Source organism: Roseibium porphyridii (assembly GCF_026191725.2).
In the GTDB taxonomy this organism is placed as follows: domain Bacteria; phylum Pseudomonadota; class Alphaproteobacteria; order Rhizobiales; family Stappiaceae; genus Roseibium; species Roseibium porphyridii.
On sequence record NZ_CP120863.1, the window covers coordinates 1,445,088 to 1,462,155 of the forward strand.

Here is a 17,068-nt window from a genome sequence, read left to right on the forward strand (position 1 = left end):
AGAGCCGATAGAAAAAGCTGTCCGGGAGGAATTGAGGCGCATGGCCCAGAAAACCCTTCGCCTGACCATGGCTCAGGCACTTGTCCGCTATCTTGCTGCGCAATTCGTCGAAGTGGACGGCAAGTCAGTCAGGCTTTGTGCCGGCGGTTTCGGCATTTTCGGCCATGGCAATGTCACTTGCCTTGGCGAAGCGCTTTACGAGCATCGCGAAGAACTGCCGCTTTGGCGTGGTCAGAACGAGCAATCCATGGCAATGGCCGCGGTTGCCTACGCCAAACAGCAGCTGCGGCAACGCTTCATGTTCGCAACGTCGTCAGCCGGTCCGGGCACGACCAACATGCTGACATCCGCAGGGATCGCGCACACCAACAGACTGCCGCTGCTCATGCTCTCCGGCGATGCCTTTGTCACGCGCTTGCCGGATCCGGTTTTGCAACAGGTTGAACATACCGGTAATCCGAGCCTGTCGGTCAACGATGCTTTCAAGAGCGTCACCAGATATTGGGATCGGCTCACACATCCGGCGCAACTGTTGCAATCGTTGCCGGCTGCGATCAACACGCTGATTGACCCTGCAGACTGCGGGCCGGCGTTCCTGGGGCTTCCGCAGGACGTTCAGGGGTGGGCCTATGACTATCCTGACGCCTTCTTTGAACCAAAAACCCACTATCTGCGTCGCCAGACCGCTGATGCGCGCGAACTTGCGGCGGCTGCCGAGTGCCTGAAAGCTGCCGAACGCCCGCTGATCATCGCTGGCGGCGGTGTCCAGTACTCGCTTGCTACTCAGGAGCTGCAGGACTTCGCACGCCGGCACAAGATCCCGGTTGTTGAAACGATCGCAGGACGTGCCAACCTGGTCCACTCGGATGAACTGAATTGCGGGCCGATCGGTGTGACCGGCTCCAATTCGGCCAATGCGCTTGCCGGTGAAGCAGATGTCGTGCTTGCAGTCGGCACCCGCCTGCAGGATTTCACCACCGGGTCGTGGACGGCATTTGCGGGCGATGCGAAAATCGTTTCCCTGAATGTCGGACGCGTTGATGCCGGCAAGCATATGGCTCTGCCGGTTGTCGGAGATGCCAAGTTGACGCTGCCGCTTCTTGCAGACGCGCTTGGGACTTACGAGGCACCAGCTGACTGGAGGCAGAAAGCCGCCAAGGAACGGGCTGCCTGGAACGCTTATGTCGACGATAATATCTCGCCGACAGCGCAAGACGGTAGCAACCGGCCGATGTCCTATGCCCAGGTGATCGGTGCGGTCAACGAAGTGTGCGCCGATGATGACAGGGTTGTTGCCGCGGCAGGTGGTTTGCCTGCCGAGGTGACAGCCAACTGGCGCACGCGCTCTTTAGGCAGTGTGGATGTCGAATTCGGTTTTTCCTGCATGGGCTATGAAATTGCAGGCGGCTGGGGGGCTCGCCTTGGACACCAGGAGCGCCATGCCGACCGCGACACGATCGTCTTTACCGGCGACGGTTCTTATATGCTCATGAACTCCGACATCTATTCTTCGGTTTTGTCTGGAGCCAAACTCATTGTCATCGTCTGCGACAATGGCGGTTTTGCCGTAATCAACAAATTGCAGAACAACACCGGCAACGAGTCCTTCAACAATCTGATCAGCGATTGCAGGCTGGCAGTTGAGCCCTTTGCTGTCGATTTCGAGGCGCATGCACGGGCGATGGGGGCGAATGCGGAATCCGTTTCCTCCATTGCAGAGCTGAAAGAAGCCTTCGGGCGCGCCAAGCAATCGGACAAGACCTATGTGATTTCCCTTCAGGTGGACGCCTTCGACGGATGGACACAGGAAGGCCACACGTGGTGGGAAGTTGGCACCCCGGAGGTTTCGGAAAGCGAACGTGTGCGTAAGGCGCATGCTGATTGGGAAGCCGGCCGCAGTGCGCAAAGAAAAGGCATCTGAGATGGTGAAGGCCTTCTCGCCTGCGTCCAGAATGTTGGTCCTTGGCCGGGCCGGTATGGATCTTTATGCCGACCCTCCAGGTGCAGAAGCAGAAAGTGCGACCGGGTTTGCGACAGCTCTTGGCGGGTCTTCCGGCAACATTGCCGCCGGTCTGGCAAGGCAAGGGGTGGCAACCAGTCTTTTGACCTGCGTATCAAAGGATTCAATTGGCCGCTTTGTCCGCAGGGAACTGCGCAACTACGGTGTGGATACGGCGCATGTTGTTGAGCTTGAAGGCGAATGCCGAACCTCGCTGGCCGTTACGGAAACACGCATCGAAAACACACAGAACACGCTTTACAGAAACAATGCTGCGGACCTTCTGCTTGATGAAGCACATGTCAGGGCGGTCGACTTCAGCAAGTTCGATGCGCTGATCATGACCGGTACCGCGCTGGCGGCAAATCCTTCGCGCAAAGCCTGCTTCGTGGCCATGGAAAAGGCGCGTGCCGCCGAGATGATGGTCGTCATTGATCTTGACTATCGGCCGTATAGTTGGCCCGGGAGCGTGGAGGCTGCCGAGACTTATGGTGCGGCCATTGAACTGACGGACCTTGTTGTCGGCAATGATGAAGAATTTGCCGTCGTGGCCGGAGGGGACGCTGAGGCAGGTCGTCGTCTGGCAAGCGACCTGGCTGAGGACGGCAAGACTGCCATTTACAAAATGGGCGAAAAGGGTTCGATCGTCTTCGCACCGGAAGTGAGCTTTCAGACCGGTATCTTTCCGGTTGAGGCCATAAAGCCGATGGGAGCTGGCGATGCCTTCATGGCCCTTCTGATCGCCGCCCTTGTCAACGGAACAACGCTGAGAGAGGCCGTGCTACGCGGCTCAGCCGCTGCGGCAATGGTGGTGTCGCGCTTTGGCTGTGCCCCAGCCATGCCGACGCCTGCAGAGCTTGCGGCTTTTCTTGAGCAAAACACCGCTCCACAGAGCTGAGGAGATCGTTATGCATATCCCGCCGTTCGAAAACGCGAACAAGGCCATCATCGATACCGACGATACGCGTGTTCCGCTCAACTATTTCAACATCGTCAAGCTGACACGCGGGCAGGCATTTGAGTACTCGGTTCCCGGTTACGAGACGGCCATTGTCCCGGCGACCGGCAGTGTGGACGTAACTGTTGAAGGCGTGTCTTTCGACAAGCTCGGCAATCGCGGTGACGATGTCTGGGACGGAGAGCCGGAAGGGGTCTATGTGCCGACCGGTGCCAGGGCGCAGATGGTCTGTGTCAGCGATGCTGCCGAAGTTTTCATTGCTGGGGCAAAATACGACAAGGTGCTGGAACCATTCGATGTCAGAACAGCAGATATCGACCTGGTGCAATACGGCTCCGACGACACAAAAACGCACCGCAAGATCAAACACATTCTGGGAACGAAATACCACGACAAGGTTGGCCGCCTTTTGGTGTCCGAACTTTTCACGGTTGGACAGGGCGGCTGGTCCGGTTTTCCGCCACACAAACACGATACGGACCGTTTGCCGGAAGAAACGCGTCACGACGAGACCTATAATTTCCGCTTCCGCCCGAACAACGGCTTTGGGATGCAACTGGTTCAGCGGGAAGACGGCAAAGTCGGAGATGCCTATCACATCGTCGACGGGTCAACGATCGTGCTCGACAAAGGTTACCATCCTTGCGTCGTCGCGCCGGGTTATGAAATGTACTATTTCACGATCCTGGGTGGCCTGTCTCAACGCTCGCTGGTTCAATTTTTCCAGCCTGATCATGCCTGGCAGATCGAGACGATCCCCGGCATCAAGGACATGATTGCCAAGTTCAAATGACCGCAGTTCCCCTGAATGACGTACTGGCAGATGCTGCCCGTGGCGGGTATGCGCTTGCCGGATTGGTCGTGCTCGGCTGGGAAGACGCCGTTGCCTTTGTGGAAGCCGCTGAGGAAACAGGCTTGCCCGTGATCCTGCAGGCCGGACCCGGATGCCGCGCACATACACCTGTGCCCGTGATCGGCAAGATGCTGCGCCATCTGGCGGATCAGGCGGGCGTTCCGGTGGTCTGTCATCTGGACCACGGTTACAGCGTTGAAGAGTGTTTGCAGGGGATCGATCACGGGTTCACGTCGCTGATGTTCGACGGATCGAAGCGTCCGATATCTGAGAATATCGACCTGACTGCGGGACTGGTTGAAACCGCCCATAAAGCCGATGTCTCCGTGGAAGGCGAAGTCGGTTATGTCGGTTATGCCGAAGGGGCGTCGTCCGCCTTTACTGATCCGACTGAGGTCGCACGCTTCGACAAGGAAAGCGGGGCAGATGCAATCGCCGTGTCGGTTGGCAATGTTCATTTGCAAACCGAAGCAACAGACGGCATTGACTTTGAAGCGCTTGCCGCTGTTGAGCACGTGACAACGAAGCCTCTGGTTTTGCATGGCGGTAGCGGCATTCCGCAGGATGTTCGTATTCGCCTTGCGCGCGAGACGCGGGTTTGCAAGTTCAATTTCGGAACCGAGTTGAGGCAAACATTCGGCCGCTCACTCCGTCAGACAATGGCTGACGATCCGAATGTGTTTGATCGCAATGAAATCCTGCGCTCGGTCATGCCGGCCATGCGCGAGACGACCAAAAAGGTTCTCAGGACGGTCGGCCCGTCCTGACGCTGTCCTAGCGCAAAAAGAAAGCCTTCAAGCGAGATAGAAAGTCGGTCTTTTTCCGGCTTGGAGTGATACGGGTGGCGCTTGTCGGTGGCTCTTCTGCAAGCCGTGTCTGAGCCTCAGCTTTCCGTTCTGAAGACGGGATTCGGGTCTCAGGTGCCAATCCTCTTTTTACACCCTTTGCAAAGGCCTCTGCCGCTCCGTGCGAAACCGGGCCGCGGGGAGAAAAGAATGGCATCGACACCCTCCTGAAAGCTTACAATCACGCATTCAATTTAGGGTTTAACAAGCTGAATTTCAATAACCGGAGCTTGCCGCGAGGTCTTTTTGAGACCTCGCAGAATACGGCATTATGACCGAGGTTTCAGGTTTTCAGGATCATAAAGCGGTTGGTAACCGACACCTGCCACTTCAACCGGATAGGTTTCCGAGAAGTATTCGACGTTCAGCTTGCGGCCGACCTGGCAGTAGTCCTGCGGCAGGTAGGCCAGCGCAATGTTCTTGCCGATTGTCGGGCCGTAGGCAACTGACGTTGTATAGGAAATCCGCCCGAGACTATCGACCAGCGTCTTGCCTGTTTCAGGGTCCTGAACCGGCATGGCGCCTACCGGATAGCGCTTGACGCCCTTTCCATCGGTGTTGTCTGTCATGACCAGTGTGCACAGCATGGCCGGTTGTTTGTCGCGTGACCGGTACTCCAGATGCTTTGCCTTGCCGCGGAAGTCCGCCTCCTTCACCTTGGGTCGGGCAAGGTCGGCCTCATAGAGATTGTATTGGGTCAGGAGATCGGCGTTCTGCAGGCGCAGGCTCTTCTCCATGCGGCGCGAGTTGGCATAGGTTTCAACGCCAACGGCCATAACACCGATTGCTCTGAGCGCGTCCCAGACAGCAAGACCGTCTTCATATTTCATATGAAGTTCCCAGCCCTGTTCGCCCACATAGGAAAGCCTGAGTGCTGACACTTCCTTTCCGGCGATTTCAAGCTTGCGGATGGCCGCGAAGGGGAAGTTCTCCGGATCGAGCGCCGCCGGATCTGAGACGACCTTCTTCAGGCTTTCCCGGGCGTTCGGACCCCAGATGCCGATGGTGGTATAGGCTTCGCTGACATCGGTTACGGTGACGTTGAAGCCCTTGTCTTCGGCGACGCGTTGAACGTAGCGCAGATCGCGCGGTCCGGCATCAGCGCCATCGACGATGCGGCAGCGGTCGTCCATCCGGAACACCGTCAGGTCGGCCCGTACATTGCCTTCGTCATCCAGGAAATGCGTGTAGATGCCTTTGCCGACCATGGTGTCGCCGCCAATCTTGGCAGCGCATAGCCATTCCATCAGGGCAACATGGTCAGGGCCTTCAACGTCGAACATATAGAAATGCGACAGGTTGATGATGCCGCAATCTTCGCTCAGCGCCAGTTGCTCTGCATTGGAAACACGCCAGAAGTGACGGTTGTCCCATTCATTTTCCCGAACGGGCACGCGGTTGCCGTATTTTTCCAGCAGGTGGTCGTTGGCGGCGTATCCATGCGCGCGTTCCCAGCCGCCAAGTTCCATGAAGTGACCGCCAAGTTCGACTTCGCGCTCATGGAAAGGGGAGCGCTTGACGCCGCGGCCGGAGGCGTAAGGCTCGCGTGGATGGATTGCGGGGAAATAGATCTTCTGGGCTGCCTCATAGCAGCGGCCTTCGATGAATTCCTCGGTCATCTGATGGGCGTAGAAGCGGGAATAGTCGATGGAAGCGTGATCGATTTCAGTGCGTCCGTCGGTGATCCAGTCTGCAATCAACTTGCCATAGCCCGGGCCGTCCTTCACCCAGATGGCAACACAGTACCAGAGCCCGCGTACTTTCTGGCTTTCGCCGCAGGAGGGGCCACCGGCAGCGGAGACCTGCAACAAACCGTTGAAGGAATGGCTTTCATTATAACCGATCTCACCCAGGATCGGCGTCAGCTCCATGGCGCGCTCCAGTGGCTCGATGACCTGTTCCATCTCAAGATCGCGCTGTGAGGGCGACAGACGGGCCTGATCCTTTTCAAGCAAGTCACGCGGATGACAGAGACGCGGTGCGTCGGTCTCGTAATAGCCCCATTCTATCTGCCCGCCTTCGGCAGTTTTCGGGTCGCCCGTGTCGCGCATATAGGCCGAGTTGCCCTGGTCACGCAAAAGAGGGTAACCGATATCCTTGCCGGTGCCTTCAAACTCGTTATAGGGGCCGAAGAAAGTCAGCGGGTGGTCGACGGGCATGACCGGCAGGTCCTCGCCGACCATCTCGGCGATCTGCCGGCCCCAAAGACCGGCACAGACAATCACGTGATCGGCGTGGATCGTGCCGCGATGGGTTTTGACGCCGGAAATGCGGCCATTCTCGACAATAAGCGATTGCGCTGGCGTGTTGGCGAAGACTTTCAGATTGCCGGATTTTTCGCACTGGTCGACCAACTTGCCGGCAACGGTCTGCGAGCGCGGAATGACCAGACCTGCATCCGGGTCCCACATGCCGCCCTGAACCATATCCTCTTCGATCAGCGGGAATTTTTCCTTGATCTCTGCCGGGGTGACAAGGCTGACATTGGTGCCAAACGCCTTGCCGGATGTGACCTTGCGCTTGATCTCCTCCATCCAGGTGTCGTCACCGGTGCGCGCCACCTCAAGGCCGCCGACCCTCGCGTAGTGGCCCATCTTTTCAAAGAAATCGATGGAATACTGCGTGGTCCAGACCGACAGATAGTCGTGGCTTGTGGTGTAGCAGAAGTCAGAGGCATGTGCGGTCGAGCCGATGTCTGTCGGAATGCCGGACTTGTCGATACCGACAACATCCGTCCAGCCACGTTCGATGAGGTGATGCGCCACTGACGCGCCGACAATGCCGCCCAGACCGACGATGACGATTTGTGCCTTGTCAGGAAAAGCTGACATGTCTCATTCCTCTTTGCTTCCCGCCGTCATACCACCATCGGATGCGACGCACCGATTGCCCGCTTCTGCCTGGCGCATTCAAGCCATATCAAGGCCGGGTGGACCGTTCCCGGTCAACCAACCTTTTTTCTCAAAACAGTTTTCCGATTTATCGCACCTCGGCTCGCGACAGATCCCGGAGCAAAATAGCTCAATTGCGTCATCTGCTTCGCAAATTGCGTGTTAGCCCTTGATAGGGATGTTTAAAATAATTCAATCTTATAAATTTCAAGCTTGAAATATCTGTGGGCTGAACTACGTTAACTCGTATCGATCCGTAGCGCGGGAGCGCTCGAAATTCGGGAGGTGCGATCAATGCGGGTGGCGTGTTTGGGCGGTGGGCCTGCCGGGCTCTATTTTGCCATTTCGATGAAGCTTCGCGATCCTTCGCACGAGATCGTAGTCGTTGAGCGCAACCGGGCGAGCGACACGTTTGGCTGGGGTGTCGTGCTGTCGGACGATGCGCTGGAAAACCTGGCAACGAATGACCCGAAAAGCGCTGAAGCCATCCGCGATCACTTTGCCTATTGGGACGATATCGCCGTGGTCCATGACGGCGTGCGCACAGTCTCCGGCGGTCACGGTTTTGCCGGGATCGGCCGCATGCAGATGCTGCTTCTGCTTCAGGAGCGTGCGCGTGAACTGGGTGTCAAACTGCTCTTTGAGACGCCGTTTGACGATATTGAAAGCTATCGCCGCGACTATGATCTGGTCGTCGGCTGCGACGGCATCAATTCCAGTGTGCGCAGCGCCTATGCGGAGCATTTCAAGCCGGAAATCGATACCAGAAAGTGCAAGTTCGTCTGGCTTGGCACACATCAGAAATTCGACGACGCCTTTACCTTTATCTTCGAGAAGACCGAGCACGGCTGGATCTGGGCGCATGCCTACCAGTTCGATGATGAGACGGCGACTTTCATTGTCGAGTGTACCGAGGAAACCTACGCCAATTTCGGCTTTGACGGGATGTCGAAAGAGGAGATCGTCGAAACCTGCCGGAAGACTTTCGAGGCGCATCTTGGCGGGCATAAATTGATGTCGAATGCCGACCATCTGCGCGGGTCGGCGGTCTGGATCAACTTCCCGAGAGTGCTTTGTGAAAAGTGGTACCACGGCAATGTGGTTCTGTTGGGCGATGCGTCCGCAACGGCGCATTTTTCCATCGGGTCCGGATCGCGGCTTGCCTTCGACAGCGCCATTGCGCTGGCCGATCTCATTCACAGCGAACCGACCCTTGAGAAAGCCTTCGAACGCTATCAGGAAGAGCGAAGGCTGGAAGTGCTGCGGCTTCAGTCCGCGGCGCGCAATTCGCTGGAATGGTTTGAGGATGTCGAGCGTTATCTCGACCTTGATCCGGTGCAGTTCAACTATTCGCTTTTGACGCGCTCGCAGCGTATCTCGCACGAGAACCTGCGCCTGCGTGATCCGGACTGGCTACGTTCGGCTGAGCAGTGGTTTCAGCATGCATCCGGTGTTCCGGACAATGCGCCGGTGCGCGCACCGATGTTTGCGCCGTTCCGTCTGCGCCAGATGGAGCTGAAGAACCGGATCGTTGTGTCGCCCATGGCGCAGTATAAGGCCGTCGACGGCAGCCCGACAGACTGGCACCTGATCCATTATGGCGAGCGCGCGAAAGGCGGCGCCGGTCTCGTCTACACCGAAATGACCTGTGTTTCAGAAACGGGCCGGATTACGCCGGGCTGTCCAGGCCTTTATGCGCCGGAACACGAGGCTGCCTGGAAGCGGCTGGTGGATTTCGTGCATGGCGAGACCGAGGCCAGGATCTGTTGCCAGATCGGTCATTCAGGCCGCAAGGGCTCCACCAATATCGGCTGGGAGGGTATGGACAAGCCCTTAGCGTCCGGAAACTGGGATCTTGTATCGGCATCGGCGCTCGCCTGGTCTGAAGAAAATGCTGTGCCGCGCGAAGCGACCGAAGCCGATATGGAGGCGATAAAGTCAGAGTTTGCTGCCGCAGCCGAGATGGCGGAGCGGGCCGGGTTCGACATGATCGAGCTGCATGCTGCCCATGGCTATCTGCTGTCCTCGTTCATATCGCCGCTCTCCAACATGCGGACGGATGACTATGGCGGCAGCCTGGAAAACCGGCTGCGTTATCCGCTTGAGGTCTTCCACGCTATGCGCCGCGTCTGGCCTGCACACAAGCCGATGTCCGTGCGCATTTCCGCAAGTGACTGGGCCGGCGAGGACGGGGTAACACCGGAAGAAGCCGTCGAGATTGCACGCGCTTTTCAGCAAGCAGGCGCAGATCTGATCGACGTCTCCGCAGGTCAGACCAGCACGGAGGCAAAACCGGTCTATGGGCGCATGTTCCAGACGCCGTTTTCCGACCGGATCCGCAATGAGGCAGGCATCACCACGATGGCGGTCGGCAACATTTATGAGGCCGATCATGCAAACTCGATCCTGATGGCGGGACGTGCCGATTTGATCGCCATCGGTAGACCGCATCTGGCCGATCCCTATTGGACCTTGCATGAAGGCGCGAAGATCGGTGACCGGCAGGCCGTCTGGCAGCCACCTTATCTTGCTGGGCGCGATCAGGCCTGGCGGCTTGCTGACCGTGAAGCAGAGGCAATCCGGGTATGACGCTAGCGGGCAAACATGTGGTCGTGACCGGCGGCGGCTCCGGTGTTGGTGCCGAAACGGCGCAGGCATTCAACCGGCAAGGCGCGCGCGTTACGATATTGGGGCGACGTGAGGAACCTTTGAAGGCGCAGGGTCTTTCCTACCAACTGTGCGATGTCACCAATGCGGAGGCTGTTGCGAAGGCACTGGACGCAGCCCGGCAGCAAAACGGCCCGATTTCCGTTGCTGTTGCCAATGCCGGCGCCGTTGAAAGCGTGCCTTTCGCAAAACTGTCTCAAGACCAGATGCAGTCAATGCTGGCAGTGAACCTGATTGGTGTCGCCAATCTTTGGCAGGCCGCGCTTGGCGATATGAAGGCGTCCGGTTGGGGGCGCATGATTGCCGTTGCCTCCACCGCCGGGCTGAAGGGGTATCCCTATGTGGCGGGCTATAGTGCGGCCAAGCACGGTGTCATTGGCTTGACCCGCTCACTGGCGATTGAGTTTGGCCAGACGGGCGTGACCGTCAACGCGATCTGCCCGAGCTTCGTGGAAACGCCGCTCCTTGAACGGTCGATTGAAACAATCGTTCGAAAGACGGGTCTGAGCGCGGAAGATGCGCGCGCATCTCTTATCGCCGGCAATCCGCAACAACGGTTCATCGAAACTGATGAAGTTGCCGGAACTGCGCTGTGGCTGTGTTCTGATGCTGCGCGGTCGGTGAACGGACAGGCCATTTCCTTGTCGGGAGGAGAAGTATGAACGAACCGGCTCTTAATGGAGCAGAGCAATCTGTTTCAAAGGCACGCCTGCGGCTCTGGCTGAAACTGCTCAAGGCCTCCAGCCTGATTGAGGATGAGATCAGGCGGCGCTTGCGCAATGAGTTCAACTGGACGCTGCCGCGCTTTGATGTGATGTCCGCGCTGGCGCGCTCACCGGACGGGCTGAAGATGAGCGAGATCTCGCAGATGCTGCGGGTTTCCAATGGCAACATTACCGGCATCGTGGACAAGCTGTCAGAGGAAGGTCTGGCCCTGCGTGTCGCGGTGCCCGGAGACCGGCGCGCCAATCTTGTTCGGCTCACACCGAAAGGACAGGATGTCTTCACACAGCATGCGGAAGTGCATGAGGCCTGGATCGACGAAATTCTGAGTGGCCTCGACGCTGAGGACGTTGACGGCATGATCGGCCGCCTCGACCGGTTAAGCGAAGCGCTTGAGGAGGGGAAGTGACCATGCGCAGCGACGTTCAGCACTTTAATTGCACGGTTGCGGACGGGATCGCAGAAGTCTCGCTCAATCGTCCGGACTGGAAGAACCCGCTGACATTCGACAGCTATGCGGAGCTGCGCGACTGGTTTCGGGAGCTTCACTACAATGATGATGTCAAGGCAGTCGTTTTCGGGCCGAACGGAGGTAATTTTTCCTCTGGCGGTGACGTTCACGACATCATTGGCCCGCTGACCAAAATGAACATGAAAGAGCTGCTGGCCTTCACCCGCATGACGGGGGATCTGGTCAAGGCAATGGTCAATTGCGGCAAGCCCGTCATCGCCGCAATCGACGGGGTCTGCGCCGGGGCTGGCGCAATCATTTCCATGGCGTCGGACCTCAGGATTGCGACACCTGAGGCAAAGACGGCCTTCCTGTTCAACCGTGTCGGGCTTGCGGGCTGCGATATGGGTGCCTGCGCAATCCTGCCCCGGATCATCGGGCAGGGGCGAGCTGCGGAGCTGCTATATCTCGGGCGGTCGATGAGTGCTGAGGAAGGGCATGCCTGGGGCTTCTTCAACCGCGTTGTCGAGCGGGACGACCTGCTTGCGACAGCAAGAGACATTGCGCGGCGCATTGCTGCCGGTCCTGGCTTTGCCAATATGATGACAAAGACGATGCTGGCCCAGGAATGGTCCATGTCGATTGAGCAGGCCATTGAAGCCGAAGCACAGGCACAGGCCATCTGCATGCAGGGACAGGACTTCCACCGGGCTTACCATGCCTTCGTTGCCAAGGAAAAACCGGTGTTTGAGGGTGACTGATGGCGGACAAGAGCTTTCTGAACTGGCCGTTTTTTGAAGATCGTCATCGCGCGCTTTCAGCGGAGCTCGAGGGCTGGGCCGGCGCGCATCTTTCAAAGGTTGATCATGGCGATACAGATGCGGCATGCCGTCGTCTCGTCAGTGATCTCGGACATGCCGGTTTCCTGAAGCTAAGTTCATCGGATGCGGGCAAGCTAGACGTCAGAAGCCTCTGTCTCATCCGTGAGACACTGGCCCGTCATGACGGACTGGCGGATTTTGCCTTTGCCATGCAGGGCCTCGGCACCGGCGCGATTTCGCTGTTCGGTACCCTTGACCAGAAATCGGAATGGCTTTCAAAAACGCGTGCAGGCGAGGCGATCTCCGCGTTTGCTCTCACCGAACCTCAATCGGGTTCGGATGTTGCGAATTCCACCATGACGGCGACCCGGGACGGAGAACATTTTATCCTCGAGGGTGAAAAGACCTGGATTTCCAATGGTGGAATTGCAGATGTCTACACGCTTTTTGCCCGCACTGGTGAAGCTCCTGGTGCGAGGGGACTTTCCGCCTTCATCGTCCCCGCCGGACTGCCCGGCTTCGAGATAGTGGAGCGGCTGGATGTTCTGGCTCCGCACCCGCTTGCCAGGCTGCGTTTTTCAAATTGCCGACTTCCTGCATCAGCGCTGATCGGCGAACCCGGCCAGGGTTTCAAGATCGCCATGTCGGTTCTGGATGTTTTTCGGTCAACAGTTGCCGCGGCCGCGCTGGGCTTTGCCCGCCGCGCGCTGGATGAGGCACTCAAGCGTGTTTCCAGCCGGCATGTTCAGGGTTCTCCGCTTGCGGAATTGCAGATGGTGCAGGGTCATATCGCCGACATGGCGCTTGATATCGATGCCGCTGCGCTTTTGACCTACCGTGCCGCGTGGACGAAGGATGCAGGTGCCCCGCGCGTGACCCGCGAAGCTGCGATGGCCAAGCTTTTTGCGACCGATCAGGCGCAACAGGTCATCGACAAGGCTGTGCAGCTTCATGGCGGAGACGGGGTTCGCTCAGGCGAAACCGTTGAAAGGCTCTACCGCGAAATCCGGGCCCTGCGCATTTACGAAGGCGCATCGGACGTCCAGCGGGTGGTTATCGCCAGACAGACCCTCGCCGAACAACAAGGAATGTGATCATGCTCCAACATTCTGCTCATATCGACACGTTCTCGCGGGACAATTTGCCTGAGATGAACACCTGGCCGGACTTTCTTCTGGATGGTTTTGACTATCCAGAACATCTCAACGCGGCTGTGGAACTAACTGACAGGATGGTCGAAAAGGGCTTTGGTGATCACACGGCGCTGATCGGCAATGGCCGGCGGCGCACCTATAAAGAGCTTTCCGACTGGACCAATCGCCTGGCGCATGCCCTTGTCGAGGATTTGAAGCTCAAGCCCGGCAACCGGGTTCTGATCCGTTCGGCCAACAATCCGGCAATGGTGGCCTGCTGGCTGGCGGCGACCAAAGCCGGTGCGGTTGTCGTCAACACCATGCCGATGCTGCGGGCTGGTGAGCTGACAAAGTATGTCAACAAGGCTGAGATCACTCATGCGCTTTGCGACACAAGGCTGATGGATGAGATGACAGCCTGCGCGAAGGACAGCAAACATTTGAAAACGGTGGTCGGTTTCGATGGGACATCCAACCACGATGCCGAGCTCGACAGACTGGCCCTGGAAAAACCGGTTCAGTTTGAAGCTGTCGCCACCAGCCGGGACGATGTGGCGCTTATTGGGTTTACGTCCGGATCAACGGGTGAGCCCAAGGGCACGATGCATTTCCATCGGGACCTGCTGATCATTGCGGACGCCTACGCTAGGGAGGTGTTGGATGTCGGCCCGCAGGATGTTTTTGTCGGTTCGCCGCCGCTTGCATTCACGTTCGGCCTGGGAGGGTTGGCGATCTTCCCCTTGCGGTTCGGTGCTGCTGCAACGCTTCTGGAAGCGGCAACCCCGCCGAACATGATCGACATCATCGAAAAATACCGTGCGACCGTCTGTTTTACGGCGCCGACCGCCTATCGCGCCATGCTGCGTGCCATGGATGAAGGGGCGGACCTGACTTCGTTGCGTGCTGCCGTTTCGGCCGGTGAAACCTTGCCGGCACCGGTCTATGAGGAATGGAAGGCAAAAACGGGCAAGCCGATGCTGGACGGAATTGGCTCGACAGAACTTTTGCATATCTTCATCACCAACCGGTTTGAAGATCACAGGCCGGCCTGCACGGGCAGGCCTGTCTCGGGCTATGAAGCCAAGGTGGTCGGTCCCGATGGTAACGAGGTGCCGGCAGGCGATGTCGGGCGGCTTGCCGTGCGTGGGCCGACTGGTTGCCGGTACCTCAAAGGGGAGCGGCAAACGGAATATGTCCAGAACGGCTGGAACATTACCGGCGACGCCTTTACCCGCGATGCGGACGGGTATTTTCATTTCGCCGCGCGCAATGACGACATCATCCTGAGCAGTGGTTACAACATTGCCGGACCCGAGGTCGAGGCGGCCTTGCTGTCACATGAAGCCGTTGCCGAGTGTGCCGTGATCGGTGTCGCGGACGAAGACCGCGGTGCAATTGTAGAGGCACATGTCGTCCTTGGAGCTGATCACGAAGCATCCGATCTCATGATCAAAGTGTTGCAGGACCACGTGAAGGCAACGATTGCTCCATTCAAGTACCCGCGCAGTATTGTTTTTGCCGATGCGCTGCCGAAAACCGAAAGCGGCAAGATCCAGCGGTTCCGGCTCAGGACAGCGTCATGAGCAGCAAAGCCTATGATCCGGAAAAAGACGGCGCCAGGATGGGATTTTCAGACGCCATGTCCTATGGCGACTATCTGCATATCGACACGCTCCTGTCGCAGCAGCATTGCCTCAGCAACGCCCATGACGAGATGCTGTTCATCGTTCAGCATCAGACGTCGGAACTCTGGATGAAGCTGATTATCCATGAACTGGCAGCTGCCCGCGAAGCCTTGAGAACAGGCAACACGGCGAAGATGTTCAAGATGCTGGCCCGGGTCAGCCGGATATTCGAACAGCTCAACAATCAGTGGGATGTGTTGCGCACCATGACACCGGCTGATTACACGCTGTTTCGCGAAACACTGGGTCCGTCATCGGGTTTCCAGTCCTACCAGTACCGCATGATCGAATATGTGCTCGGCAACCGAAATCCGAACATGTTGAAGCCCCATGCGCATTTGCCGGACATCCACAAGGAGCTGTCTGCAGAACTTGCCCGTCCGAGTTTTTATGATGAGGTTGTTCGCCTGCTTTTCCGAACACTGGATGGTCATGAGGACAATGCTCCAGCTCCACAGCTGGAAAAGCCGCATGAGGCACATCCCGAAATTCAGGCACGCTGGAAGCAGGTTTACGAGAACATTGAAACCTACTGGACGCTCTATGAACTGGGCGAAAAACTGGTCGATATGGAAGATTATTTCCGCCGTTGGCGCTTCAACCATGTCACGACCGTTGAGCGCGTCATCGGCTTTAAGCGTGGCACGGGCGGCACGTCCGGGGTTGCCTATTTGAGGCGGATGCTTGAAGTGGAACTCTTTCCCGAACTCTGGCATTTGAGAGGTGAGCTATGAGCCTGCCAAAGAAAGAGCTCTTCGATATTCCAGCCGATGTCATTTATCTGGACGGCAACTCTCTCGGCCCCTTGCCGAAAGGGGCTTCAACACGCGCGGGTGAAGTGATCGAGAAAGAGTGGGGCAGGGAATTGATCCGGGCCTGGAATACGGCCGACTGGATTGCGTTGCCCAAACGCGTTGGCGACCGGATTGCCCGTTTGATTGGGGCTCCGGAAGGCTCTGTCGCGACCGGCGACACTTTGTCGATCAAGGTCTACCAGGCGTTGGCTGCCGCTTTCAAAATGCGTCCTGAGCGGCGTGTAATCCTTTCGGACCGGGGCAACTTTCCAACGGATCTCTATATGGCCCAGGGTCTGATGAGCACTGTCGACAAGGGCTATGAATTGCGCACCCCGGCTCCGGAAGACGTGATGGATCATATTTCTGAAGACGTCGCTGCTGTGATGCTGACACATGTCGATTACCGCTCAGGCCGTCTTCATGACATGAAAGAGGTCACGGAAAGGGCTCATGCGGTAGGTGCCGTAATGATCTGGGATCTGGCGCATAGTGCAGGTGCGGTGCCACTGGATCTTTCCGGTTCCAAGGCGGAGTTTGCCGTTGGATGCACCTATAAATATCTCAACGGCGGGCCGGGTGCTCCGGCGTTTATTTATGCTCGACCGGATCTGATCGAAAGCGTTGAACCAGCTCTGGCAGGCTGGATGGGACATGAAGCACCGTTTGCGATGGAACCGGACTACCGTCCGGCCATGTCCACGGAGCGGCTGCGTGTGGGGACGCCTCCGGTGGTTCAGCTCTCGATCCTCGATGCAGCACTCGACGCGTGGAATGACGTCGACATGAGCGATATCCGCAAGGCGTCGCTGGACCTCTCGGAATGCTTCATTGCCGAAGTGGAGCGGCGTTGTCCGGTGCTCAAGCTTGCGTCTCCGCGCGAGGGTGAATTGCGCGGCAGTCAGGTGTCCTTTGCGTTTGAGCATGGGTATGCGGCGATGCAGGCCTTGATCGACAGGGGCGTGATCGGTGATTTTCGCGCACCTGACATCATGCGGTTCGGCTTCACGCCGCTCTATCTCGACGAAGAAGATGTCATTGCTGCCGCGAAAATTCTTGAAAAGGTGATTGCCGGAGAGCTCTGGCGGGATCCGAAATACCAGACGAAATCACGTGTAACCTGATGACTGATGCAAAGCGATACATGCGGACCTGTGCGAAATCCAGCTGGCCGGGCGGATGCAACAAGAGCGCGCTTCAAGCTGGACGCGTTGCCAGAGGGCATGCACCTGAAGGCGAGCACAAGCA

General features: G+C 57.8%; 13 protein-coding genes. 12 read left to right on the plus strand and 1 reads right to left on the minus strand.

Annotated elements, in window-relative coordinates; genetic code table 11:
* Positions 1 to 40: 40 nt before the first annotated feature.
* Genes iolD through K1718_RS06820 form a run of 4 tightly spaced genes read left to right on the plus strand, consistent with a single transcriptional unit; the run spans position 41 to position 4,577 of the window.
* Positions 41 to 1,921, plus strand: a complete 1,881-nt coding sequence (iolD, locus tag K1718_RS06805; protein WP_152500212.1) for a 3D-(3,5/4)-trihydroxycyclohexane-1,2-dione acylhydrolase (decyclizing) — start codon at positions 41 to 43, stop codon at positions 1,919 to 1,921.
* Positions 1,899 to 2,897: a 5-dehydro-2-deoxygluconokinase gene (gene iolC / locus K1718_RS06810; protein ID WP_265683263.1), complete on the plus strand. Its 999-nt coding sequence runs from the start codon at positions 1,899 to 1,901 to the stop codon at positions 2,895 to 2,897. The genes iolD and iolC overlap by 23 nt, the downstream gene beginning before the upstream one ends.
* Positions 2,898 to 2,907: 10 nt before the next feature.
* The gene (locus K1718_RS06815; protein WP_265683264.1) at positions 2,908 to 3,750 is read left to right on the plus strand and encodes a 5-deoxy-glucuronate isomerase; all 843 of its coding nucleotides are present in this window, start codon (positions 2,908 to 2,910) and stop codon (positions 3,748 to 3,750) included.
* Positions 3,747 to 4,577, plus strand: coding sequence for a class II fructose-bisphosphate aldolase (locus K1718_RS06820; protein ID WP_265683266.1), 831 nt, complete (start codon positions 3,747 to 3,749; stop codon positions 4,575 to 4,577). Before K1718_RS06815 ends, K1718_RS06820 begins: the two co-directional genes overlap by 4 nt.
* A 347-nt stretch (positions 4,578 to 4,924) precedes the next feature.
* Here the strand turns inward: K1718_RS06820 and K1718_RS06825 are convergent, their stop codons facing one another.
* On the minus strand, positions 4,925 to 7,486 hold the full coding sequence (locus tag K1718_RS06825) for a GcvT family protein (RefSeq protein WP_265683267.1): 2,562 nt from the start codon (positions 7,484 to 7,486) through the stop codon (positions 4,925 to 4,927).
* Positions 7,487 to 7,840: 354 nt separating this feature from the next.
* On the opposite strand from K1718_RS06825, the gene K1718_RS06830 reads away from it, so the two are divergent.
* Genes K1718_RS06830 through kynU form a run of 8 tightly spaced genes read left to right on the plus strand, consistent with a single transcriptional unit; the run spans position 7,841 to position 16,944 of the window.
* Positions 7,841 to 10,135: a bifunctional salicylyl-CoA 5-hydroxylase/oxidoreductase gene (locus K1718_RS06830; RefSeq protein WP_265683268.1), complete on the plus strand. Its 2,295-nt coding sequence runs from the start codon at positions 7,841 to 7,843 to the stop codon at positions 10,133 to 10,135.
* Positions 10,132 to 10,875 (plus strand): SDR family NAD(P)-dependent oxidoreductase, encoded by a 744-nt coding sequence (locus K1718_RS06835; protein ID WP_265683270.1) that lies wholly within the window; start codon positions 10,132 to 10,134, stop codon positions 10,873 to 10,875. Before K1718_RS06830 ends, K1718_RS06835 begins: the two co-directional genes overlap by 4 nt.
* A complete protein-coding gene (locus tag K1718_RS06840; protein ID WP_152500221.1) occupies positions 10,872 to 11,345 on the plus strand; it encodes a MarR family winged helix-turn-helix transcriptional regulator in 474 nt (157 codons plus the stop codon). The genes K1718_RS06835 and K1718_RS06840 overlap by 4 nt, the downstream gene beginning before the upstream one ends.
* A 2-nt stretch (positions 11,346 to 11,347) precedes the next feature.
* Positions 11,348 to 12,148, plus strand: a complete 801-nt coding sequence (locus K1718_RS06845; protein ID WP_265683271.1) for an enoyl-CoA hydratase family protein — start codon at positions 11,348 to 11,350, stop codon at positions 12,146 to 12,148.
* Entirely contained in the window at positions 12,148 to 13,302 is a 1,155-nt protein-coding gene (locus tag K1718_RS06850; RefSeq protein WP_265683272.1) for an acyl-CoA dehydrogenase family protein, read from the plus strand. The genes K1718_RS06845 and K1718_RS06850 overlap by 1 nt, the downstream gene beginning before the upstream one ends.
* Positions 13,303 to 13,304: 2 nt before the next feature.
* Positions 13,305 to 14,924, plus strand: a complete 1,620-nt coding sequence (locus K1718_RS06855) for a benzoate-CoA ligase family protein (RefSeq protein WP_265683273.1) — start codon at positions 13,305 to 13,307, stop codon at positions 14,922 to 14,924.
* Positions 14,921 to 15,760 (plus strand): tryptophan 2,3-dioxygenase, encoded by an 840-nt coding sequence (gene kynA / locus K1718_RS06860; RefSeq protein ID WP_265683274.1) that lies wholly within the window; start codon positions 14,921 to 14,923, stop codon positions 15,758 to 15,760. Before K1718_RS06855 ends, kynA begins: the two co-directional genes overlap by 4 nt.
* Positions 15,757 to 16,944, plus strand: coding sequence for a kynureninase (gene kynU / locus K1718_RS06865; RefSeq protein WP_265683276.1), 1,188 nt, complete (start codon positions 15,757 to 15,759; stop codon positions 16,942 to 16,944). Before kynA ends, kynU begins: the two co-directional genes overlap by 4 nt.
* Positions 16,945 to 17,068: the final 124 nt, after the last annotated feature.

Coding starts and splice junctions, on each gene's coding strand:
- iolD (WP_152500212.1), top strand. CDS start 41: ATGGCCCAGAAAACCCTTCGCCTGACCATGGCTCAGGCACTTGTCCGC.
- K1718_RS06815 (WP_265683264.1), top strand. CDS start 2,908: ATGCATATCCCGCCGTTCGAAAACGCGAACAAGGCCATCATCGATACC.
- K1718_RS06820 (WP_265683266.1), top strand. CDS start 3,747: ATGACCGCAGTTCCCCTGAATGACGTACTGGCAGATGCTGCCCGTGGC.
- K1718_RS06825 (WP_265683267.1), bottom strand. CDS start 7,486: ATGTCAGCTTTTCCTGACAAGGCACAAATCGTCATCGTCGGTCTGGGC.
- K1718_RS06830 (WP_265683268.1), top strand. CDS start 7,841: ATGCGGGTGGCGTGTTTGGGCGGTGGGCCTGCCGGGCTCTATTTTGCC.
- K1718_RS06835 (WP_265683270.1), top strand. CDS start 10,132: ATGACGCTAGCGGGCAAACATGTGGTCGTGACCGGCGGCGGCTCCGGT.
- K1718_RS06840 (WP_152500221.1), top strand. CDS start 10,872: ATGAACGAACCGGCTCTTAATGGAGCAGAGCAATCTGTTTCAAAGGCA.
- K1718_RS06845 (WP_265683271.1), top strand. CDS start 11,348: ATGCGCAGCGACGTTCAGCACTTTAATTGCACGGTTGCGGACGGGATC.
- K1718_RS06850 (WP_265683272.1), top strand. CDS start 12,148: ATGGCGGACAAGAGCTTTCTGAACTGGCCGTTTTTTGAAGATCGTCAT.
- K1718_RS06855 (WP_265683273.1), top strand. CDS start 13,305: ATGCTCCAACATTCTGCTCATATCGACACGTTCTCGCGGGACAATTTG.
- kynA (WP_265683274.1), top strand. CDS start 14,921: ATGAGCAGCAAAGCCTATGATCCGGAAAAAGACGGCGCCAGGATGGGA.
- kynU (WP_265683276.1), top strand. CDS start 15,757: ATGAGCCTGCCAAAGAAAGAGCTCTTCGATATTCCAGCCGATGTCATT.